This is a genomic window from Herbiconiux sp. SALV-R1, assembly GCF_013113715.1.
In the GTDB taxonomy this organism is placed as follows: domain Bacteria; phylum Actinomycetota; class Actinomycetes; order Actinomycetales; family Microbacteriaceae; genus Herbiconiux.
Genome location: NZ_CP053344.1, coordinates 1,070,247 through 1,090,195 on the forward strand (window position 1 = coordinate 1,070,247; position 19,949 = coordinate 1,090,195).

General features: G+C 70.6%; 20 protein-coding genes. 13 read left to right on the plus strand and 7 right to left on the minus strand.

Annotated features, from left to right (window positions below):
• Window positions 1-180 precede the first annotated feature (180 nt).
• Complete coding sequence (locus tag HL652_RS05295; RefSeq protein WP_171704320.1) at window positions 181-1,833, plus strand: sensor histidine kinase; 1,653 nt, start codon at window positions 181-183, stop codon at window positions 1,831-1,833.
• Window positions 1,830-2,486, plus strand: a complete 657-nt coding sequence (locus HL652_RS05300; RefSeq protein ID WP_171704321.1) for a response regulator transcription factor — start codon at window positions 1,830-1,832, stop codon at window positions 2,484-2,486. The genes HL652_RS05295 and HL652_RS05300 overlap by 4 nt, the downstream gene beginning before the upstream one ends.
• A gap of 148 nt (window positions 2,487-2,634) precedes the next feature.
• Here HL652_RS05300 and HL652_RS05305 read toward each other — a convergent pair whose 3' ends face one another.
• Both HL652_RS05305 and HL652_RS05310 read right to left on the minus strand, forming a co-directional pair.
• Complete coding sequence (locus tag HL652_RS05305) at window positions 2,635-3,312, minus strand: hypothetical protein (RefSeq protein WP_171703398.1); 678 nt, start codon at window positions 3,310-3,312, stop codon at window positions 2,635-2,637.
• A gap of 300 nt (window positions 3,313-3,612) precedes the next feature.
• The gene (locus HL652_RS05310; RefSeq protein WP_171704322.1) at window positions 3,613-3,948 is read right to left on the minus strand and encodes a hypothetical protein; all 336 of its coding nucleotides are present in this window, start codon (window positions 3,946-3,948) and stop codon (window positions 3,613-3,615) included.
• 218 nt (window positions 3,949-4,166) lie between these two features.
• On the opposite strand from HL652_RS05310, the gene HL652_RS05315 reads away from it, so the two are divergent.
• The 4 genes from HL652_RS05315 (at window position 4,167) to HL652_RS05330 (ending at window position 5,709) form a co-directional block, all read left to right on the plus strand.
• Window positions 4,167-4,697, plus strand: coding sequence for a helix-turn-helix domain-containing protein (locus HL652_RS05315; RefSeq protein WP_253743657.1), 531 nt, complete (start codon window positions 4,167-4,169; stop codon window positions 4,695-4,697).
• A 1-nt stretch (window position 4,698) separates the two neighbouring features.
• On the plus strand, window positions 4,699-4,974 hold the full coding sequence (locus tag HL652_RS05320; RefSeq protein WP_216604011.1) for a DUF6036 family nucleotidyltransferase: 276 nt from the start codon (window positions 4,699-4,701) through the stop codon (window positions 4,972-4,974).
• Window positions 4,975-5,106: 132 nt separating this feature from the next.
• Entirely contained in the window at window positions 5,107-5,256 is a 150-nt protein-coding gene (locus HL652_RS05325; RefSeq protein WP_171703399.1) for a hypothetical protein, read from the plus strand.
• Between the two features lie 57 nt (window positions 5,257-5,313).
• Window positions 5,314-5,709, plus strand: coding sequence for a PPOX class F420-dependent oxidoreductase (locus tag HL652_RS05330; RefSeq protein WP_171704324.1), 396 nt, complete (start codon window positions 5,314-5,316; stop codon window positions 5,707-5,709).
• Between the two features lie 54 nt (window positions 5,710-5,763).
• Here HL652_RS05330 and HL652_RS05335 read toward each other — a convergent pair whose 3' ends face one another.
• Complete coding sequence (locus HL652_RS05335) at window positions 5,764-6,828, minus strand: LacI family DNA-binding transcriptional regulator (RefSeq protein ID WP_171704325.1); 1,065 nt, start codon at window positions 6,826-6,828, stop codon at window positions 5,764-5,766.
• A 5-nt stretch (window positions 6,829-6,833) separates the two neighbouring features.
• Window positions 6,834-7,994 carry a carbohydrate kinase family protein gene (locus HL652_RS05340; RefSeq protein WP_171704326.1) on the minus strand — a complete coding sequence of 387 codons (1,161 nt, stop codon included), beginning with the start codon at window positions 7,992-7,994 and terminating at the stop codon, window positions 6,834-6,836.
• A 136-nt stretch (window positions 7,995-8,130) separates the two neighbouring features.
• Here HL652_RS05340 and HL652_RS05345 point away from each other — a divergent pair, with 136 nt between their 5' ends.
• Together HL652_RS05345 and HL652_RS05350 are read left to right on the plus strand one after the other, a co-directional pair.
• The gene (locus HL652_RS05345; RefSeq protein WP_171704327.1) at window positions 8,131-9,138 is read left to right on the plus strand and encodes a class I fructose-bisphosphate aldolase; all 1,008 of its coding nucleotides are present in this window, start codon (window positions 8,131-8,133) and stop codon (window positions 9,136-9,138) included.
• A complete protein-coding gene (locus HL652_RS05350; RefSeq protein WP_171704328.1) occupies window positions 9,135-10,286 on the plus strand; it encodes a Gfo/Idh/MocA family protein in 1,152 nt (383 codons plus the stop codon). The genes HL652_RS05345 and HL652_RS05350 overlap by 4 nt, the downstream gene beginning before the upstream one ends.
• Window positions 10,287-10,494: 208 nt before the next feature.
• Here HL652_RS05350 and HL652_RS05355 read toward each other — a convergent pair whose 3' ends face one another.
• Entirely contained in the window at window positions 10,495-11,475 is a 981-nt protein-coding gene (locus HL652_RS05355; RefSeq protein ID WP_171704329.1) for a LacI family DNA-binding transcriptional regulator, read from the minus strand.
• A 193-nt stretch (window positions 11,476-11,668) separates the two neighbouring features.
• Window positions 11,669-12,397 carry an SDR family oxidoreductase gene (locus tag HL652_RS05360; RefSeq protein ID WP_171704330.1) on the minus strand — a complete coding sequence of 243 codons (729 nt, stop codon included), beginning with the start codon at window positions 12,395-12,397 and terminating at the stop codon, window positions 11,669-11,671.
• A gap of 255 nt (window positions 12,398-12,652) precedes the next feature.
• Between HL652_RS05360 and HL652_RS05365 the strand changes: the two genes are divergently transcribed.
• Window positions 12,653-14,191, plus strand: coding sequence for a mannitol dehydrogenase family protein (locus tag HL652_RS05365; protein ID WP_171704331.1), 1,539 nt, complete (start codon window positions 12,653-12,655; stop codon window positions 14,189-14,191).
• 80 nt (window positions 14,192-14,271) lie between these two features.
• Here the strand turns inward: HL652_RS05365 and HL652_RS05370 are convergent, their stop codons facing one another.
• The gene (locus HL652_RS05370) at window positions 14,272-15,462 is read right to left on the minus strand and encodes an HAD-IA family hydrolase (protein WP_171704332.1); all 1,191 of its coding nucleotides are present in this window, start codon (window positions 15,460-15,462) and stop codon (window positions 14,272-14,274) included.
• A gap of 221 nt (window positions 15,463-15,683) precedes the next feature.
• On the opposite strand from HL652_RS05370, the gene HL652_RS05375 reads away from it, so the two are divergent.
• The 4 genes from HL652_RS05375 (at window position 15,684) to HL652_RS05390 (ending at window position 19,900) form a co-directional block, all read left to right on the plus strand.
• Window positions 15,684-16,904, plus strand: coding sequence for a LacI family DNA-binding transcriptional regulator (locus HL652_RS05375; protein ID WP_171704333.1), 1,221 nt, complete (start codon window positions 15,684-15,686; stop codon window positions 16,902-16,904).
• A complete protein-coding gene (locus HL652_RS05380; protein WP_171704334.1) occupies window positions 16,904-17,956 on the plus strand; it encodes a class I mannose-6-phosphate isomerase in 1,053 nt (350 codons plus the stop codon). The genes HL652_RS05375 and HL652_RS05380 overlap by 1 nt, the downstream gene beginning before the upstream one ends.
• 70 nt (window positions 17,957-18,026) lie before the next feature.
• Window positions 18,027-18,785: an ATP-binding cassette domain-containing protein gene (locus HL652_RS05385; RefSeq protein WP_171704335.1), complete on the plus strand. Its 759-nt coding sequence runs from the start codon at window positions 18,027-18,029 to the stop codon at window positions 18,783-18,785.
• Window positions 18,785-19,900, plus strand: coding sequence for an ABC transporter permease (locus HL652_RS05390; protein ID WP_216604012.1), 1,116 nt, complete (start codon window positions 18,785-18,787; stop codon window positions 19,898-19,900). Before HL652_RS05385 ends, HL652_RS05390 begins: the two co-directional genes overlap by 1 nt.
• Window positions 19,901-19,949 lie beyond the last annotated feature (49 nt).

Sequence of the window (19,949 nt, forward strand, 5' to 3'; positions counted from 1 at the left end):
GCCGTTTCAGGCGAGTCCTGCACGTTCTTACGGAAAAAGTCCGTGAAGAGTGTGGTTTTCACGGGCTTTGTCGGTGAGAACGGGGTGCGGGTGTCAGGGGTCATCGGGGGTGCCCGCGGGTAAGAGGATTCTCATAGGGGCCCGGGGGTCGGTGTCGGGGGTGGCGCCGATAATGGGCAGATGTCGGTGCGGCTGTCGGTGCGGGTGCGGATTCTCGCGACCCTGCTGGCGGTCGCCGCCCTCGGCATGGTGGTCGCGGGTGCGACCGCCTACTTCGTGCAGCGCGAGCGGGTGCTGAGCGCTGTCGACGAGCGGCTCGTGCTGCTGGCGGGCGACGTCGGGACCGTCGCGGACGAGGCGGTGATCGACGGGTTCGACAGCGGATCCGGGAGCGCGGTCGGCGGGTCGGGGAACTCGGGCGCGGGGTCGGGTGGCGGGGTGCTCGACGACGTGATGACGGCGATCGTGCAGCGGGTGCGGCCGGGGGCGAACGAGTCGAGTCTCGGCATCATCGACGGGGTCGCTGCACTGAACCCGGGTGGCAGCGTCGACTTCAGGATCGATCGCGACGACGCCCTCGTCTCCCGCGTCGTCGAGGAGACCGCCGCAGGCGAGGTCGTGCGCGGCACCTTCACCGCGGCCGGCGGCCAGACCCTCCGCTACATCGCCGTGCCCGTCGAGGTCACGGGCGACGACCGCAGCGGCATCTTCGTCAGCGTCGTCGACCTGCGCGCCGAGCTGCGTCCGCTCACCGAGGCCTTCGCCACCTACGCGGTCATCGCCGCGGGAGCCCTCGTGGTCGTCGCCGTCGTCGGCTGGTTCGTCGCCGGGCGCCTGCTGAGGCCCATCAGGAGGTTGACGGATGCGGCCGACCGCATCAGCGCATCCGATCTGTCAGAGCGCATCCCGGTGGTGGGCAACGACGACATCTCGCAGCTCACGACGACGGTGAACGGGATGCTCGACCGACTCGAGAGCGCCCTCACCGCCCAGAGGCAGCTGCTCGACGACGTCGGGCACGAACTCAAGACGCCGATCACGATCGTGCGCGGGCACCTCGAGCTGGTCGACGTCGACGACCGCGTCGATGTCGCGGCGACCCGTGACCTCGCGGTCGACGAACTCGACCGCATGAACGGACTCGTCGACGACATCGCGCGCCTCGCCTCCCTCGGGCGGGCCGGGGCGATCGTGCGCGAGCCGGTCGATGTGGGGGAGCTGACCGATCGCATCCTGGCGAAGGCGCGGGGGATCGGCGATGCGCGATGGATGCTGGCGGGGAGGGCCGAGGGCGTCGCGTCGCTCGACGCCGACCGCATCACGCAGGCGGTGCTGCAGCTCGCGGCGAACGCGGTGACGCACGGGGGTGCGGCGGGCCGGCCGATCGAGCTCGGGAGCGCCTGGGACGATGAGCGCACTCCTACGGACCTGCGGTTGTGGGTGCAAGACCATGGGCCCGGGGTGCCGCTCGAGGCGCAGTCGCGCATCTTCGAGCGATTTCAGCGGGTGCGGGGTGGGGGCGGTCGTGGCGCCTCAGGGTCGGGGCTCGGACTGGCGATCGTGGCGAGCATCGCCGCGGCCCACGGCGGCACCGTCTCGGTCGAGTCCGGCCCCGGCCGGGGCGCGCGGTTCACAGTGGCGGTGCCGGTGGGGGAGGCGGATGCTCGTGCTGGTGCTGGTGCTGGTGCTGGTGCTGGTGCTGGTGCTGGTGCTGGTCCTGGGGCAGGTGCTGGTGCTGGTGCCGGGGATGACGGGGCCGATGGTGAGGGCGCGGCACGCGCATCCGGTGCCCCGGTCGGGAACGAGGAATCGTCGGGAGGAGAGCGCGGATGACGGGGATCTTGATCGCCGAAGACGAGGAGCGCATCGCGTCGTTCGTGGCGAAGGGGCTGAGGGCGGCCGGGTTTCAGCCGACTGTCGTCACCAGCGGAACCGACGCGTTCGACTACGCCATGACGGGCGACTTCGGGCTGCTGCTGCTCGACATCGGTCTGCCGGGGCTCGACGGGCTCGAGGTGATGCGACGGGTGAGGGCGGCGGGGTCGACGACGCCGGTCATCATCCTCACGGCGCGATCGGCGGTCGAGGACGTGCTGGCGAGCCTTGAGGGCGGGGCCAACGACTACATGGCGAAGCCGTTCCGGTTCGATGAGCTGCTGGCGCGCATCCGGTTGCGGTTGAACGATGCGGTGAACTCGCCGGAGACCGGGGTGGAGTGGGGTGGGCTGCGGCTCGACCTGCGGTCGCGGCGGGCTGTGGTGGAGGGGCGGCAGATCGACCTGTCGGCGCGCGAGTTCGCGCTGGCAGAGGAGTTCGTGAGGCACCCGGGTCAGATGCTGAGCCGCGAGCAGCTGCTGAGCCGGGTGTGGGGGTTCGACTTCGATCCCGGATCCAACGTCGTCGACGTCTACGTCGGGTACCTGCGGCAGAAGCTCGGCGCCGCGCGCATCGAGACAGTGCGGGGAATGGGGTACCGGCTGGTGTGAGGCGCTTTGCCGCTTTTGCGGGTGCGGTTTCTTACGGACAAAGTCCGTCTGAACGTAGGTTCAGACGGACTTTGTGCGTCAGAAAGTTGGTGGCGGGGTGGTCGGCCGCTGAGCGAGGCTAGTCGTCGGAGTTGCTGTCGTCGGTGCCTCAGCTACCCGGGTGGTCGTCGCCCGCGGTGTTGCGGCTGGAGTCGTCGGTGCTGCCGTCGTCATCGCCGTGGCGACCCCCGTGGTGGGAGTCGTCGTCGTTACCGCCGTGTCGGCCCGAGTCGTCGGCGTTGTCGTCGCCGCCGCGGCCGGGGCCCCCGCGGTTGCCGCCATGGTCGTCGGGGTGCGGGGTGTCGTCCGCCGCGGGGCCAGCTGGCGCCGGGGCGGCGGGGTCGGCCGGCGCGGGGGGAGCCGGCGGGGCGGCGGGCGCGGACGCGCCGGGGCCGGCGGGGGTCGCATCGTCACCCGGAGCGGGAGCAGGCGCGGCGGGCGCGGCCGGCGGCTTCACCGTGCCGTCGGACGGGTTGTCGTCGGGATGCGGGTTGTCGTCGCCGGGCGCCGCGGCCGGCGGGGAGGGTCGCGACGATGGCGTGGGCGGGGTCGGGCTGGCGCTCGGCGTCCCGGTGGGGGCGACCAACGATGGCGTCGGGCTCGGCGAGCCCACGTCGTCGCTGCCCACCCGGTCGCCACCGCGATCGTCGACGACCGCCGCGGGCGTCGAGTCGGGCCCGGGCAATGACGCCGCGGATGCTGCGGCCACGCCGGCCGCCCCGGCGATGAGTCCTGCGGCTATCGCCGCGGTGGTGATGATCTTCGAGCGCTTGGTCTGCAGAGGCACGATGAGTCCTTCGGTCGGCCCGCCTGGGGCAGGGATAACGGGGCGGATGCCCTGAACCCACCCTCCCCACCGGCCCTAAGACCCTCCGAAGCCCACGATGAGAGCTCTCTCACCCTGGACCCACCGGAAAAGCGGCCCCTTGCTGGACTCATAGACGGCGCAAATGCGTGCAGGCAGCATCGGGCTATATCGCCGGAAACACTCACGCAGTTACTGCCGGGTTGGCGAGCTGGCGACCCCAACGTCCTTGCGCATCCGTCGCTGAACTCAGCACCGGGTGAAGGTGGGTGCCGGCGACGGTCAGTCGTCGTCGCCTCCGCCGGGGCCGCTGTTGTCGTCTTTGCCGGGGCGGTCGCCGCCGTGATCGTCGACGGGTACAGGCGGAGGGTCGGGAACGACGACGGCGCCGGTCGGTGTCGGAAGGGGCGCTGGAGTCGCAGGCGCCTGCCCGTCGGAGGGCGGGGTCGGGATGCTGGTCACCGCATCCGTCTCGATCACCACCGCCGAGACCCCCACGCTCTCCCCGCTGCGATCGGGCAGCGCATTCGCCGCGATGAGCGCCGACCCCAGCACGACCCCGCCCACCACCGCGACACCGATGGCGGTGACGGCCAGGACGCGGCGACTGCGGGGCATGAGGTTCCTCTCGGTGGGCTCTATCCATTCTCGCTCGCCCCGGCGCGGCCGGGGATGAGAGATCTCTTAGGTGGATTTCGACGCGTCTGTCCACCGCATCATCTGATAAACTGATATATCATCAGGTGATATTTTGATTCACACGTAAACTTAGAGGCCCTAGGAGAGGATCCATGCCTGTTCGAACACTCATTCGCGGAGTCCGTCGGCGCCTCGGGATGAGTCAGAGTGAGTTGAGCGTAAGGTCTGGTGTCGCTGGATCGTCGCTTTCTCAGATCGAGAGCGGCCAGCGCGTGCCCACGCTCGAGACCGTCGAGCGTCTTCTGTCATCGATCGGTCACCGTCTGATCGCCATCCCTACGACCCGGGCAGACGTGGCCGGCACGGCTGCGGCGATCGCCGACTCCGAGCGGGCCGGTCGACCTGACGACGCGTTCCGGCACTTCATTCAACTCAGCGACAATCTCGCAGCCGAGCATGCCGACCTTCGCTTCGCACTCGCTCTCGTCGAACCCGAGCCGACCGGGGTGAAGCACTGGGATGCCGCGCTCGCTGCGCTCGTGGACTATCGCCTCCGCGAAGAAGGGCTGCCGTTGCCCGCTTGGGCGAGGGATCCCGAGCGGCGGCTCAAGCGGTCGTGGACGATCAACGCGGGCACCTACGTCGTGCCCGTCGATCGGGAGCAGGTGCCCCCCGAGTTTCTGAACCGAGGCGTCTTGGTCGACGCCGTGACCCTGGCGAGCGTCTGAGATGACGCTCGGCCGTGACGACCTGGTCGACGGGTTGCGAGATGTCGTTGGGCGACTGCGCGAACGCGGCGCGCCGTGTGGGATACGGATTGTCGGCGGGGCCGCCCTGTCGCTCCGCTACTTCGACCGTCGCACGACCGAAGACATCGATGCGAAGATCCATCCTTCCGAAGCGACGACGGTGATCGCCGAGGAGATCGCATCGGAACGGGGCTGGCCGATCGATTGGTTGAACAGCAACGCGAGTCAATTCGTGCCGATCGTGTGGGATGAATAGGAAGCGCTCTACGACGACGGCCAGGTGAGTGTGTGGGTGGCGTCCGCCTCGATGCTGCTGGCCATGAAGTTGAGGGCCAGCAGACCCGGCCGCGATGACGACGACATCGCGAAGCTTCTGGTCATCTGCGGAGTGAGGGACGTTGAGTCTGCTGAGCGCCACTTCGAGGAGTTCTACCCGGGGGAGGTGCTCAGCGATCGGGCTCTGAAAGTGCTCGGCGTCATCCTCGGCACCGGACTGCCGTCGCGACCCGCCGTGCCGGAGCGGCCGGTGCTGGGGTGAGGGGCGTCGGGGAGATCGACGGGTGCTGGTGAAGTGGCGGGGTGGTTGGATGGGGGCATGGGTGAGGAGATCATTCCCGCGGAGTACGCGGAGCTGCTGGAGCAGGCGAACTACGGGCACCTCGGCACGATCAGGCCCGACGACACGGTGCAGGTGAACCCGATGTGGTTCCTGCGCGACGGCGACACGCTGCGGTTCACGCACACCACGAAGCGGGCGAAGTTCCGCAACCTGCAGCACAACCCGTCGATGAGTCTGTCGGTGATCGATCCGGAGAACCCGTTCCGCTACATCGAGGTGCGGGGGAGGCTGATCGCTGTGGAACCCGACCCGACGGGGGCGTTCTACGTGGTGCTCGGCAAACGGTACGGCAACCCGGAGCAGACGCCGCCGCCCGACTCGGCCGACCGGGTGGTGCTCGTCATGAGCATCGAGAAGACGACGTCGCAGTAACGCGAGCGGGCGGGCGTCAACCGCACCGAGCGGCCGGGGCGCAGGCGGCGCCGCTCAGCGCTCCGAGCCGCGCAACACGAGCGTCGTCGGCAGTACGGTGGTGCCGCTCCCCGTTGGGGCGGAGCCAGTGAGCCGCGCGAGCACCGCTCGCGCCGCTGTCTCGCCCATGAGCGACACGTCTTGGGCGACGACCGAGACCGCAGGGCGCACGAGAGGTGCCGCCTCGAAGTCGTCGAAGCCGACGAGGGGGAGACGCGATCCGGCGTGGGTGAAGGCGTCGAGCGCTCCGATCGCCGAGCGGTTGTTGGCTGCGAAGACAGCGTCGATACGGTCGGAGCCGAGGAGCGCCGTGACGATCGCCGCCGCCTCCACAGCCGTGTGGGCCGAGGTGTCGACGAATGCCGCATCCGTACCGTCCACCCCGTCACCCCACCCCTCGAGCGCCCGACGGTACCCGACCAGGCGCTCGCGCATCGTGTAGAGCTCGATCGAGTCGCCGAGGAACAGGATGCGGCGCGCCCCGCCCTCGAGGAGCGCCCGCGTCGCGTTCTCGGCACCCCCCGCGTTGTCGGCGAGCACCGTCTCGACGAAGGAGGCGGCGAGGGTGGCCCCGGGCGCCGCCGCCGCATCCCGCACCGGCGGTTCAGCCGCCGCAGCCGCCACCGGCCGGTCGATCGCCACGATCGGCACCACCGCCGAGGCCGCCGCGGCCCACGCTCCGTCGTCGCGGCGCGGCGGAGCCACGATCAGCCCGTCGACGCGCTGCGCGATGAGGCGGTCGACGAGCAGGCGGTGACGCTCGCCGTCCTCCTCCGAGCTCACGGTCACGAGCAGGTACCCGTTCTCGCTGCACACCCGCTCGACTGCACGCGCGAGCACCGACCAGTAGGGGTTCGCGAGGTCGCTGATGACGAGCCCCACCACCTTCGCCGAACGACCCGGCCGGATGCTCGCCGCCGCCAGGTTGTGTCGGTACCCCAGCGAGACGATGGCATCCGAGATGCGCTGCGCCAGCACCGGGTCGATGTTGGTGGCGCCGTTCACGTGCCGCGACACCGTTTTCAGGGCGACGCCCGCCGCGGCCGCCACGTCTTTCATGGTGGGCGGTCGGGCGGGCATGGAGTTCATCGTGTCGGCCGAACGCCGCCAGCGCCGTGCGACGCGCCGGAAGCGGCGGCCCCCGAATCCGCTCCGGTGGGGTCGACCGCCGCCGCGGCAGCCGCCGCCCCGCCCCGACCGAAGAGTTCCCCCGCCACCGGCAGAATCTCCCGCATCACCTCCGGCGTCGGCCGCCGCCCCGAGATCACCGCAGCCGCCGCCGCTGTGGCCAGGTGCGCGGCCACTGCGGGAGTCGCCCCGCGCGCGATCCCGAACAGCAGCCCCGCGGTCGACGCATCGCCGGCCCCGTTGGTCGTCTCGACCCGAGACACCGCGACGGGTCGCACCCGCAGGGACACGTCGGCCCAGCGGTCGGCGAGGGATGCGAGCATCCGCCCGCCTTCGGCGAGCCGCGCGGCAGATGCCGTGCGCAGCAGCAGTCCCTCCGAGCCGGCCGAGATCGCGACCACCGCAGCCCCCCACGACAGCAGCACGTCGGCGTACTCGGCGGCCGCCCGCGCCGGCGGCAGCGGCGGGATGCCGAGCGCGGGCCCGAGCGCCGAGGTGAGGTCGTCGAGACTCGGGCTCATGATGTCGGTCACCGCCGCTGCCCGCCGCAGGATCGCCTCCCAGTCCACCCCGCCCACCTCCGACGTGGGGTCGACGACGGCGAGGTCGAGGGAGGTGGTGGCGCCGCGCATCCGTGCCGTCGACAGCACCGCCTCGAGCGGCGCACCTCCGTCGGCGAGCAGCGCGGGCAGCAGCGGGGGATAGCCGAGGTGCAACAGCTCGGCCTCGCCGACGTCGAGCTGCGAGCCCGTGAACACAGCGTTCGCGCCGGTGTGGTGCCAGAAGGTGCGGTCGTGTCCGGCCGGCTCGAGCACGAGGCTGTACGAGGTGGCGCGCCCCTCGGTGACGTGCAGGTCGGCCTCCACCTCCGGCCGGCGCGACAGCGTGTCGGCGACGATGCGCCCGAGCTCGTCGTCGCCCACCGTCGAGTGCAGCGACACGGATGCGCCGAGATCGGCGAGCGCCAGCCCCGTGTTGGCGACGCACCCGCCGAGCGAGATGCCGATCGGCCCCACGTCGATGAGCCGCCCCGGGTCGAGGCGGGCGCTCGGGCCGAGCTCCGGCGCCAGGTCGAGGCAGATGTGCCCCGCCACCACGATCGTGCCGTGTGCGCTCATGCGCGTGTCCTCCTCGTCGAGCCACTTGCCGGGACCCCGGCTAGACAACGTTGTCTCACGGGTATTACTGTGACACATCGAGGGGGTTCGACAAAACCCCGACCGACGACATCTTCCATGATCTGGAGCCACCGCAATGACGCTGTACCGCCTCAACCGCCTCTTCAACCCGCGCTCGGGCCGCGCCCTCGACGTCGCCGTCGACCACGGCTTCTTCGGTGAGCGCTCGTTCATCACCGGCATCGAGAACATGGATGCGGTGGTCAGCACCCTGGTCGACGCCGGCCCCGACGCGGTGCAGCTCACCATCGGGCAGGCCCGCAAGCTGCAGGCGCACAAGGGCAAGAACAAGCCCGGCCTCGTGCTCCGCACCGACGTCGCGAACGTCTACGGCAATCCGCTCGATGCGTCGCTGTTCAGCCACCACGTACCTCACGCGATCGAGGAGGCCGTGCGGCTCGACGCCGTGGCGGTGTGCGTCAACCTGATGGAGCTGCCCGGTCGTCCTGAGGTGCGTGAGGCGAACATCCGCTCCATCCTCGCCCTGCGCAAGGAGGCCACGCGCTACGGCATGCCCCTCATGGTCGAGCCTCTCGTCATGCAGGACAACTCGAAGGCCGGCGGCTACATGGTCGACGGCGACATCGACAAGATCGTCACGCTCGTGCGGCAGGGAGTCGAGCTCGGCGCCGACCTCATCAAGGCCGACCCGAGCGACGACCTGTCGGAGTACGGGCGGGTCATCGAGGTCGCCGGCGATGTGCCGGTGCTGGTGCGCGGGGGCGGGCGCGTCGACGACCGCACCCTGCTCGAACGCACGGTCGCGGTGCTTGAGGCGGGTGCGCAGGGCATCGTGTACGGGCGCAACATCGTGCAGCACGAGAATCCGGCGGGCATCACGGCGGCGCTGCTGGCGGTGCTGCACGACGGGGCGAGTGTCGAGGAGGGGCTGGAGATTCTGGCGGAGTCGGATGCGGCGCGGGGCGCGGGTTCTGCGGGGGGCGTGAGCTCGGCGGGTGGCGGCGCGGGTTCTGCGGGTGGTGGCGCGGATGCGGTGGCCGGCTCGGCGGCGGGCGGCACGCATGCCCTGGCTGGCTCGGCCGCGGGCGGCAGCACCACCGGCACCGAGGAGGTGTCGGCATGAGCGCCGCCGAGCGCGTGAACGTCGCCATCGTCGGCGGCGGGCTGATGGGTCGTGAGATCGCCGCGGCGATCCAGCGCTGGCCCGCCCTCATCGACCACCCCGTGCGCCCCCGTCTCACCGCGGTGTGCGACATCAACCCGGCAGCACTCGACTGGTTCGACGAGATCGACACCGTCACCACGAAGGTCACGGACTACCACGAGCTGCTCGCCGACGACAGCATCGACGTCGTCTACGTCGCGGTGCGCCACGACCTGCACGAGAAGATCTACAGCGACGTCATCGCCGCCGGCAAGAGCCTGCTCGCCGAGAAGCCGTTCGGAATCGACGGTGCGGCGGCGGAGGCCGTCCTCGCGGTCATGGCCGAGCATCCGGAGAGCTTCGTGCGGTGCTCGAGCGAGATGCCGTTCTTCCCGGGCGCCCAGCTGGCCATCGACTACGTGACGTCGGGTGCGCTCGGTACCATCGTGTCTGCCCGCAACAGCTTCCTGCACTCGAGCGATCTCGACGTCAACAAGCCCATCAACTGGAAGCGGCAGACCCAATTCTGTGGAGAAGCCGGCGTGATGAACGACCTGGGGATGCACGCCTGGCACGTGCCTCTGCGCCTCGGCTGGACCCCGGAGAGCGTCTACGGCGTGCTGCAGAACATCGTGCCCGAACGCCCCGGCCCCGACGGCACCCCGGTGCCGTGCGACACCTGGGACAACGCCGTGCTGCACAGCTGGGCGCGCCACGACGGCGTGCTCTTCCCGCTGACGACCGAGACCAAGCGCATCGATCCTGGACAGAAGAACACCTGGGAGTTCGAGGCGATCGGACTCGACGGTGGGGTGCGCTTCAGCACCAAGAACCCGAAGTCGGTGGAGGTGTTCGCGGTGCGGGACATCCCGGGCGGCGGGCGCGAGCAGGTGTGGCAGCAGGTCGACGTGGGAAGCCAGTCGGTGTGGCCGACGGTTACCGGAGGGATCTTCGAGTCGGGCTTCTCCGACTCGATCCTGCAGATGTGGGCGGCGTTCCTCGCCGAGCGCCACGGCTCCCTCGGCGACCGCTTCGGCGCCGCCCGCCCCGAGGAGGCCGCTCTCACCCACCGCATCTACCGCGCCGCCATCACCTCCCACGAGGAGCACCGCGCCGTCGCGCTGTGACGCGCGCCGGCGGCCGGCCGGCCGGCCGCACCGCGCGCCGCTCGCCGGCCCGCTGTGTTGCACGAACGGTATGAGAATCGCGCCGCCGAGCTTCCCCGGAGCTCGACACGCCGATCCTCATACCGTTCGTTCGGCTGATGGCGCCGTGGCGACGTACCCGCGACGGCAGGAGGCGCCGGGGCGGCGAACCTGGGCGGGCGGCGGCGGGTCAGCGCACGCGGCACGACTCGCGTTCGACGAGGGTGACGGGGAGCACGGTGCGGCGGCGCAGCCGACGCGACGGATGCGCGGAGCGCTCGAAAAGGCGCGCGGCGGCGAGGCGTCCCAGCTCCGCGGGATCTTGCGCGATCACCGTGATCGAGGGGGTGAGTGAGTCGGCGAGGGGGAAGTCGCCGAAGGCGGTGAGCGCGATCGGGTCGGCGGTGAGGGTCGGGACGGCGGCCATCGTGCAGCGCGCATCCGACGAGAACACCGCGGTCACGCCGAGAGCCGGCGCCCGCAGCCGCTTGAGTGCCTCCGCCGCTCCCGGACGGGTCGCCGCGCCGAGCATCACGAGCGAAGGGTCGTAGGAAAGCGAGGCCGCGTCGAGCGCCTCTCGGTACCCTTCGAGCCGCTCCGCCACGGTGGGCAGCGCGAGCGAGTCGCCGAGGAACCCGATACGCCGGTGCCCGTGCCCGATGAGGTGCGCGGTCGCGAGGCGCGCTCCGCCACGGTCGTCTTGGGTGAACGAGTCGGCGACGAGCCGCCCGGGCGCGCGGTCGACGAAGGCGATCGGGATGCGTTCGGCCCACGGCTTCAGGTACGCGTGATCGGTCGTGGTGGGTGCTACGACGAGGCCAGAGAGCTGCCGCCGCAGCACCGACTCGAGGGCTTGCCGTTCGCGGGCCGGGTCGTGTCCGAGACTGGTGACGACCGTCGAGAGGTCTTCGGTGAGCGCGGCCTCCTCGACGGCATTGACGATCGCCGCGAAGAACGGGTCGACGATGTCGGGCACCGCCACCCCCACCACCGGCGACCGCCCGGAACGGAACGTCGTCGCCAGCGCATTCGGCACGTAGCCTAGCTCGCGCATGGTGGCTTCGACGCGCATCCGGGTCGCCGGCAGCACGTGCGGGTCGTCGTTCTGCACCCGCGACACCGTCTTGAGGCTCACCCCGGCCGCGGCGGCGACATCGCGCATCGTGGCCATGAGTGCTCCTGTCGAGAAAGGGGTGACGGATGCGGCGGACCCGCCGACGCTCCCAGGCTAGCGGCGGGCCGGCGGAGGGAGGGACGGCGGATGCCGGGAGCCCGCCGCTGGCCGGCGATGGCAGGTAGTGGCGGATGCCGACTGCCCGCCGGCGTTCCCTGCCCACCGGCGGGCCCGCGGCATCCGTGGGGCGTCAGCGGCTGCTGTAGCCGCCGTCGATGGGGAGCGAGACGCCGGTGATCATGCCGGCGGCGTCGCTGAGGAGGAACACCACGGGGCCCGCGATGTCGTCTTCGGTGGCCCACTTGCCGAGCGGCATCTGCTCGAGGAAGGGGCCCTCGATGTCGGGGCGGCCCCAGTACCAGGCCGACATCGGAGTCATGACGACCGTGGGGTTCACACTGTTGACCCGGATGCCGTACTTGCCGAGTTCGAGCGCCGAGACGCGCGTGATGTTGTCGAGCGCCGCCTTCGACGAACCGTAGGAGATGTGGCCCGTGAGGCCGACGAGGCTCGCCTGGCTGGAGATGTTGACGATGGATCCGCCGCGCTCCTGCCGGGTCATCTCGCGCGAGGCGTACTTCGTCACGAGCAGCGAACCGCGGGCGTTGATGCTGATGACCTTGTCGAACACCTCGATGTCGGTGTCCTGCGGGGTGGCGATCTCGCCGCCCCAGCCGCCCGAGTTCACGACACCCCAGATGTCGCGGCCCTCGATGGCGTCACGGATGCTGTCCTCACTCGTGAGATCGAAGGGCAGGGGGGTGGCGCCGGTGTCGGCGGCCAGGCTCTCGAGCTGCTCGAGGTTGCGGCCCGAGGCGAGCACGTCGGCTCCCGCGGCGACGAGGTGGCGCACGACGGCGCCGCCGATGCCGCCGCTGGCGCCGGTGACGAGCACGGTGCGTCCGGAGAAGTCAGTCATGGGGTGTTCCGATCAGGTCGAGGAGGCGTCGGCCCGCCGCGTCGGTGCGGTGGCCGGGGTTGCAACATCATAACCACGGATCCGCGCGGATGACACCTGTGTCATGCAAATCGATGACACCGGTGTCATCGCGTTGACATGAGAGCGGCGGATGCGTACTGTCTCGGTCGAGACGACCGTCGCGACAGCGTCGTGCGGCACCCGATCGTCGGCCCGCGTCTGCGGCGCCGGCCCTGCGTCGACTGGAGACCACCGATGACCATCCTGAACGCCGCCACCGTCGGTTCCCTCGACAGCACGGTCGCGGTTCCCGCGTACGATCGCGGCGCCGTGCGCCCGGGCATCGTGCACTTCGGAGTGGGGGCGTTCCACCGGGCGCACGAGGCTATGTTCGTCGATCGGCTGCTGGGCGCGGCCGACGCTGCCACCGACGACTGGGGCATCATCGGCGTCGGCACCCTCGCGGGCGATGCGGCGATGCGCGACGCGCTCGCCGCCCAAGACGGGCTCTACACCCTCGTCACCACCGCCCCCTCTGGCGAGGTCGAGGCCCGCGTCATCGGCTCGCTCGTGCGCTACCTCTTCGCACCCGAAGAGGGCGCCGCTGTCGTCGACGCCCTCCGCGACCCCGCCATCCGCATCGTGTCGCTCACCATCACCGAGGGCGGCTACGGCATCAACGACGCCACCGGTGCCTTCGAGCCGAGCGATGCCGCGACGCTCGCCGACCTCGATGTGTTCGTGGGGCACAAGGAGGCCTTGACCGGGGAGGGGGCCTACGGCGCGCATCCGCTCGACCGGCCCATCCCCACGAGCGCGCTCGGATTCATCGTGCGCGGCCTTGCCGATCGACGTGCCGCTGGCGAGGTGCCGTTCACGGTGATGTCGTGCGACAACATCCAGGGCAACGGGCGGGTGGCCCGGGCTGCGGTGCTCGCCTTCGCCCAGCGCATCGACCAGGAGCTCGCCGAGTGGATCGCCACCGAGGTCGCCTTCCCGAACTCGATGGTCGACCGCATCACCCCGGCGACCACCGAGGAATCGCGGGAGCGCGTAGCGCGCGAGTTCGGCATCGACGATCGCTGGCCCGTGCTCTCGGAGTCGTTCGTGCAGTGGGTCCTGGAGGACTCATTCACCGCGGGTCGCCCGCCGTTCGACGAGGTGGGGGTGCAGATCGTGCCCGAGGTCGAGCCGTACGAGCTGATGAAGCTGCGGCTGCTGAACGCCTCGCACCAGGCCATGAGCTACCTGGGCCTGCTCGCGGGCGCCGAGTACGTGCACGAGGTGTGCCGCGACGAGTTGTTCGCAGGCTTCCTGCTCAGCTACATGACCCACGAGGCCCGCCCGACCCTCGACCCGGTGCCCGGCGTCGACCTCGACGAGTACAGCGCCGAGCTGATGCGGCGGTTCGGCAGCGAGGCGATCGCCGACACGCTCATGCGGCAGATCGTCGACGGGTCGGAGCGCATCCCGAAGTTCCTCCTCCCGGTGGTGCGCGCGCAACTCGCCTCGGGCGGCCAGATCGAGCGTTCGGTGCTGGTGCTCGCCGCGTGGAGCCGCTTCATCGAGGGCGTCGCCGACGATGGGTCGACCCTGCACCCCGTCGACCGCCGCCTCCCCGAGCTGCAGGATGCTGTGGCAGGGGAGAAGGACGCCCCCGGCTCCTTCCTCGACTACACGCCCGTCTTCGGCGACCTCGGCTCCGACCCGCGCCTGCGCGGCGCCTTCGTCGAGGCCCGCGCCCGCCTCGCGGAGCTCGGGGCCCGCGGGGCGCTCGAGGCGCTGCGGCGCTGACGCGCTGCGCTCTGCCGCGCTGACGCGCTGCCGCGCTGCGCTGCGGGGCGGGCGACGAGCCCCGCGAGCGCGGGCCCGCGCTACGCGGGCGCGAGGCGGAAGCCGCCGCCCTCCGCGGGGAGGGCGCGCAGCTGGAAGAGCCCGTCGACGATGAGATCGGCGTCGAGCTCCGCGGCGTCGTGGGTGCCGGCGATGGCGACTGTCGCGCATCCGGCTGCTCTGGCGGCGGCGAGGCCGGCGGGGGCGTCTTCGAAGACCACGCAGTCGGCGGGGTCGACGCCGAGTCGTGAGGCGGCGAGCAGGTAGGGCTCGGGATGCGGTTTGCCGCGGGTCACGTCGTCGAACGTCACGAAGACGGCGGGGCTCGTGAGCCCGGCGGCGGCGACGCGGTTGCCGGCGATGAGGCGGGTTCCGCTCGTGACGATGGCCCGCTGCGGGTCGGGCAGCGAGTCGAGAAGCGCTGCCGCACCGTCGAGCGCGATGACGTCGTCGAGCTCGTCGGCCTCGATCTCGGTCACCCGAACCAATGCCGCTTCGGCCAGCTCGGGCGGGAACAGCGCGGCGATCACCTGCGCCGCCGGCTGCCCGTGCCCCGCCGCCATGAGGTCGAGCGTGAGCCCGAACTCGCGGCCGAGCTGTTCCCACGACCGGTTCACCGCGGGCGTCGAGTCGATGAGCGTGCCGTCGAGGTCGAAGAGCGCTGCGGAGAAGGTCCGCGAGAACACCGCCGACGAGGCGGGCAGTGCGCGGCCACCGCCCAGTCGGCGCAGCACCGAGGCGAGCTGCTGCCCCGTGGTGAGCGCCGCATCGACAACGAGGTGCGGCACGCGCGGCGCCGCGTCGGCGGGGGAGTCGACGATGTGCGCGTCGCGATCGGCCGAGCGGAGGCGCCGCCGCTCGGCGAGCAGCTCGGGCGAGGCGCGCAGCCACACCACGGTGGGCTCCGCCCCCGCGGCCTCGACCAGCTCACGCCATTCCGCCCCGCCCTGGAGCTCGGCGGTGAAGGGTGCGACCAGCACCGAGTCGACTCCCGCGCGAACCTGGTCGGCGAGCACGGCCCGCAGCGCCGCGTAGCGGGCGGGGCGGATGACGGGACGCAGTTCGGGGGCGTTCCAATGGGCTCCGGAGGGGAGTGAAGCTGTCACCGCCTCGAGCACCGGATTGGTGATCGTGTCGAGGTCGAGCAGCGCCGCGCCGAGCGATCGCGCGAGTTCGGCGGCGAGCGTGCTCTTGCCGCTGCCGGCGGCTCCTGAGACAACGATGTTCATCATGCTCCTGGCTCGACAGTCGTATCTGCCTGCCGTGGTGGTGTGGTTACCGAATCGAGACATCGACTCCGCTTGACAACGTTGTCGGTCTGTGGTCAGTATAGGCGAACACGAGAACGACGGGGTTCGGAAATCCGGATCCCTCCAGGCATGACAACGCTGTCAAGGAGGTGAGCGCAGATGCTTCGCACAACTGGACTTTCTGCTCTCGCCGAGGTGATCGCATGATCCGCCGGCCGGGCATCAAAGACGTCGCCGCGAGCGCCGGCGTCAGCATCAAGACCGTCTCGCGCGTGGTCAACGCCGAGGAGTCGGTGCACCCGGAGACCCGGGCCCGCGTGCTGCACGCCATCCAGGCTCTCGGCTACGTGCCGAACACCGCGGCGCGCTCCCTCAAGTCGGGAACGGGCGGCGCCATCGGCGTCGTCATCGACTCGCTCGCCGACCCCTTCTTCGCCGCTTTGGTGAGCGCCATCGAGAGCCGCGCCCTCGAGGAGGGACTCAACGTGCTCGTCGCGTCGTCGACTCTCGACGCCGACCGCGAGCGCGAGCTGCTGCTCAGCTTCGTCGCGGGCCACCAGGTCGCGGGCGTCATCTTCGCGCCCGTCGCATCCGAGCATCCGTACCTCGACCCCTACCGCACCGTCACGCCCGTCGTGGCCGTCGACCGGTCGCGGGTGGGCTTCGACAGCGTCGTGGTCGACGACCGCGGCGCCTCCGCGCTGGCCATCCAGCAGCTGGTCGACCTGGGGCACGAGCGCATCGCCTTCTTCGACCGCGACGAGCGCTTCTCCACCATCCACCGCCGCATGAGCGGCTACCTCGACGTGCTGCGCGAGACCGGCATCCCCTTCGACCCCGAGCTCGTGTCGTCGACCGTCGACGGCCACCTCGACTACCAGAGCGAGACCGACCGGCTGCTCGCTCTCGAGCGCCCCGCCACAGCGTTCTTCGCCTCGAACGCGAAGGCGGCCATCGGGCTCACGGCCGCGCTGCACCACAGTCACCGCGCCGCCGAGACGGCGATGATCGCCTTCGGCGACTTCTCCTTCGCCGACGTGCTGCGGCCCGGCGTGAGCTGCATCGACCAAGACCCGTTCCTCATCGGCAACGCGGCGATCGAGCGGCTCCTGGCCCTCCGCGAGGCGGCCTCGAACGAGCCCCGCGAGTGGATCGTGCCGACCGCCCTCCTGCAGCGCGGCTCCGGCGAGATCGCGGCCCCGGTCGCGGGCCGGGCCACCGCCGCCGCGACCGCCGAGGCCGCCGCGACCGCCGCGACCGCACCGGATGCTGCACGAGCGTCGGCCTCCGACGTCGCGTCGACAGGGGCGCCGGTGTCGGTGATGCGGCAATCCCGCACCGCAGCTGCCGGAGCCCAGGCCGCCCGCGCATCCGTTCCCGCTCCCGCCCCCGCACTCATCACCACCGCTGGAGGAGAAGCCTGATGAACCCCACCCCGCTCGCCCCCAACCTGATCGACCACTTCTACCTCGGTGGCGGCCGCATCGCGGCCCTCCGTGGCATCGAGCAGACCTCCGAGCGTCAGCCCGAGGAGTGGCTCGCCGCCACCGTCTCGCGCGCCGGCGCCGGCGATGTGGGGCTCGCCCGCACCGCCGACGGCGAGCTGCTGCGCGACCTCGTCGCCGCCGACCCGGCCGCCTGGGTGGGAGAGCAGCACGCCGCGGCGTCGAGCGCGAGCGACACCGGCATCCTGGTGAAGCTCCTCGACGCCGGCCAGCGCCTTCCCGTGCACGTGCACCCCGACCGTGGGTTCGCCGCGAGCCACCTCGACTGCCCGTACGGCAAGACCGAGGCCTGGTTCGTGCTCGAGGCCGACGCCGGCGCCGCCGTGCACGTGGGCTGGAAGCAAGCCGTCGACCGCGACGAGCTCGACCGCCGCCGAGACGCGCAGGACTCCGAGTGGATGCTCGCCCACATGAACCGCATCGAGGTCGAGCGGGGCATGGGCGTGCTGGTTCCCGCGGGCACCGTGCACGCCATCGACGGCGGCATCTTCGTCGCCGAGGTGCAGGAGCCCACCGATTTCTCGATCGTGCTGGAGTGGTCGATCACCACCTCCACCCGCGAGGAGTCGCACCTCGACCTCGGCTTCGACACCGTGATGCCCGCCGTGTCGGTCGACCGGCTCGACGAGGTCGCGCTCGCCGCGCTCATCACGCGCAACGACCTCTCGGCCCGCGGCGCCTCCGCGCGCAGCCTGCTGTCGGCCGAGGCCGACCCCTACTTCAGGCTCTTCCAGGCGGCTCCGGATGCGGGGGAGGAGACCCCGGTTCCCCCCGGTTTCGCGGTCGCCCTGGTGCTCGAGGGATCGGGATCGCTGGCCGCCGACTCGGGCGCCGAGATCGAGTACGGCTCGGGACAGGTGTTCGCCGTCCCCGCCGCCTTCGGGCCGTGGCGCGTGCGAGGCGACGGCAGCATCCTCGTGGCCGAGCCCGGCGCGGGCTGGCCCACCACACTCACCGGCGGCATCCGATGACGCCACCGGTCACCCCCACCACCGAACACCCAGCTCAGGCCGAGGACGGCCAGGAAGGAAGGGAAGCACGATGACCACACCCGTGCTCGAGGCCCGCGGGCTCTCACGCCAGTTCGGCCATGTCCGTGCGCTCGACGACGCCGACTTCGTCGCCTACCCCGGCGAGGTCACCGCACTCATCGGAGACAACGGCGCCGGAAAGTCGACCCTCGTCAAGGCCCTGTCGGGCAACCTCGCCGTCGACTCGGGAGAGATCCTGTTCGAGGGCAAGAAGGTCGAGATCACCTCGCCCACCCAGTCGAGCGCGATGGGGATGGAGACGGTCTACCAAGACCTCGCCCTCGCCCCGCACCTCGACCCCGTGCAGAACATGTACCTCGGCCGCGAGATCATGCGTTCGGGGATCGGCGGAGCCTTCGGCTTCATGGACAAGAAGGCGATGGCGCTCGACTCGCGTCGCGCCTTCGACGAGCTCGGCGCTACCGTGCGCTCGCTCACCAGCCCCGTCGGGTCGATGTCGGGTGGTCAGCGCCAGGCGATCGCCATCGCCCGTGCGGTGCACTGGGCCAAGAAGCTCGTCTTCCTCGACGAGCCCACGGCCGCCCTGGGCGTCCGCCAGACCAAGAACGTGCTGGAGACCATCCGGCGGGTGCGCGACCAGGGCATCGCCGTCGTGTTCATCAGCCACTCGATGCCCCACGTCATCGAGGTCTCCGACCGCGTGCAGGTGCTGCGGCTCGGACACCGCGTGGCGAACATCGACACCAAGACCACCAACATGGAAGAGCTCGTCGGGCTGATGACCGGCGCGACCACGAGGAACGTGTGATGAGCGACGACATCAAGCAGAAAGACATCAAGAAAGCCGAGTTCGGCCCGGAGTACGGTGCCGAGACCACCTCGATCATGGCGGCCGAGGAGCGGGAGACGCCGATCAAGCGCATCCTCAAGGCGCAGTCGTTCCAGATCTTCCTGGTGCTGATCGTCATCGTGATCATCTTCAGCATCCTCGCCCCCGACACCTTCGCCCAGTTCTCGAACCTGCGGCTCGTGGTGCAGAACGCCTCGATCCTCGCGGTGCTCGGCGTCGGCATGACGTTCATCATCATCACCTCGGGCATCGACCTCTCGGTCGGCTCGGTGCTGGTGTTCTCGGGCGTCGTCTCGGCGATGGTGATGAGGGCGATGGGCGGAGACGACTGGGGAACGGCCACGGTCGGCATCATCGTCTCGATCGTGGTGGGCCTGCTCTGGGGAACGCTCAACGGCTTCCTCATCGCGAAGGCCAAGGTGCCGCCGCTCATCGTGACCCTCGGTAGCCTCGGCATGGCACTCGGTCTCGCGCAGATCCTCACCGGCGGTGTCGACATCCGTCAGGTGCCCTCCGTGCTCACCACGAGCATCGGCTACGGCAACGTGTTCGGGGCCGTGCCGATCATCTCGGTGATCGCCCTGGTGGTCGTGGTCATCGGAGCGGTCGTGCTGCACAAGACCAAGTTCGGCCTCTACACCTACGCCGTGGGCTCCAGCGAGGAAGCCGCACGCCGGGTCGGTGTGAAGGTCGACCGTCACCTCATCAAGGTCTACGCGCTCTCGGGCGGTCTCGCGGGTCTCGCGGGCATCCTGTCGCTCTCGCAGTTCAGCACCACCGCCATCGCCGGCCAGTCGCAGACGAACCTCAACGTCATCGCCGCGGTCGTCATCGGTGGAACGTCGCTGTTCGGCGGCTACGGCGGCATCTTCGGAACCGTCGTCGGCCTCTTCATCCCCGCCGTGCTGCAGAACGGCTTCGTCATCACCGGGGTTCAGCCGTTCTGGCAGCAGGTCGCTGTCGGTGCCGTGCTGATCATCGCGGTGTACATCGACCAGGTTCGCCGTGCCGCCGGTGCACGCGGCGGATCGTCAAGCCTCTGGCGACATCTCTTCGCCAGCAGGAAGCAGTAGGAAACCCTGCACCGACCCACCTGAAGCACCATCACCAGAAAAGAGAATG

Coding starts and splice junctions, on each gene's coding strand:
- HL652_RS05385 (WP_171704335.1), top strand. CDS start 18,027: ATGACCACACCCGTGCTCGAGGCCCGCGGGCTCTCACGCCAGTTCGGC.
- HL652_RS05345 (WP_171704327.1), top strand. CDS start 8,131: ATGACGCTGTACCGCCTCAACCGCCTCTTCAACCCGCGCTCGGGCCGC.
- HL652_RS05340 (WP_171704326.1), bottom strand. CDS start 7,994: ATGAGCGCACACGGCACGATCGTGGTGGCGGGGCACATCTGCCTCGAC.
- HL652_RS05310 (WP_171704322.1), bottom strand. CDS start 3,948: ATGCCCCGCAGTCGCCGCGTCCTGGCCGTCACCGCCATCGGTGTCGCG.
- HL652_RS05370 (WP_171704332.1), bottom strand. CDS start 15,462: ATGATGAACATCGTTGTCTCAGGAGCCGCCGGCAGCGGCAAGAGCACG.
- HL652_RS05295 (WP_171704320.1), top strand. CDS start 181: ATGTCGGTGCGGCTGTCGGTGCGGGTGCGGATTCTCGCGACCCTGCTG.
- HL652_RS05335 (WP_171704325.1), bottom strand. CDS start 6,828: ATGCCCGCCCGACCGCCCACCATGAAAGACGTGGCGGCCGCGGCGGGC.
- HL652_RS05380 (WP_171704334.1), top strand. CDS start 16,904: ATGAACCCCACCCCGCTCGCCCCCAACCTGATCGACCACTTCTACCTC.
- HL652_RS05315 (WP_253743657.1), top strand. CDS start 4,167: ATGAGTCAGAGTGAGTTGAGCGTAAGGTCTGGTGTCGCTGGATCGTCG.
- HL652_RS05330 (WP_171704324.1), top strand. CDS start 5,314: ATGGGTGAGGAGATCATTCCCGCGGAGTACGCGGAGCTGCTGGAGCAG.
- HL652_RS05365 (WP_171704331.1), top strand. CDS start 12,653: ATGACCATCCTGAACGCCGCCACCGTCGGTTCCCTCGACAGCACGGTC.
- HL652_RS05375 (WP_171704333.1), top strand. CDS start 15,684: ATGATCCGCCGGCCGGGCATCAAAGACGTCGCCGCGAGCGCCGGCGTC.
- HL652_RS05300 (WP_171704321.1), top strand. CDS start 1,830: ATGACGGGGATCTTGATCGCCGAAGACGAGGAGCGCATCGCGTCGTTC.
- HL652_RS05350 (WP_171704328.1), top strand. CDS start 9,135: ATGAGCGCCGCCGAGCGCGTGAACGTCGCCATCGTCGGCGGCGGGCTG.
- HL652_RS05320 (WP_216604011.1), top strand. CDS start 4,699: ATGACGCTCGGCCGTGACGACCTGGTCGACGGGTTGCGAGATGTCGTT.
- HL652_RS05355 (WP_171704329.1), bottom strand. CDS start 11,475: ATGGCCACGATGCGCGATGTCGCCGCCGCGGCCGGGGTGAGCCTCAAG.
- HL652_RS05360 (WP_171704330.1), bottom strand. CDS start 12,397: ATGACTGACTTCTCCGGACGCACCGTGCTCGTCACCGGCGCCAGCGGC.
- HL652_RS05390 (WP_216604012.1), top strand. CDS start 18,785: ATGAGCGACGACATCAAGCAGAAAGACATCAAGAAAGCCGAGTTCGGC.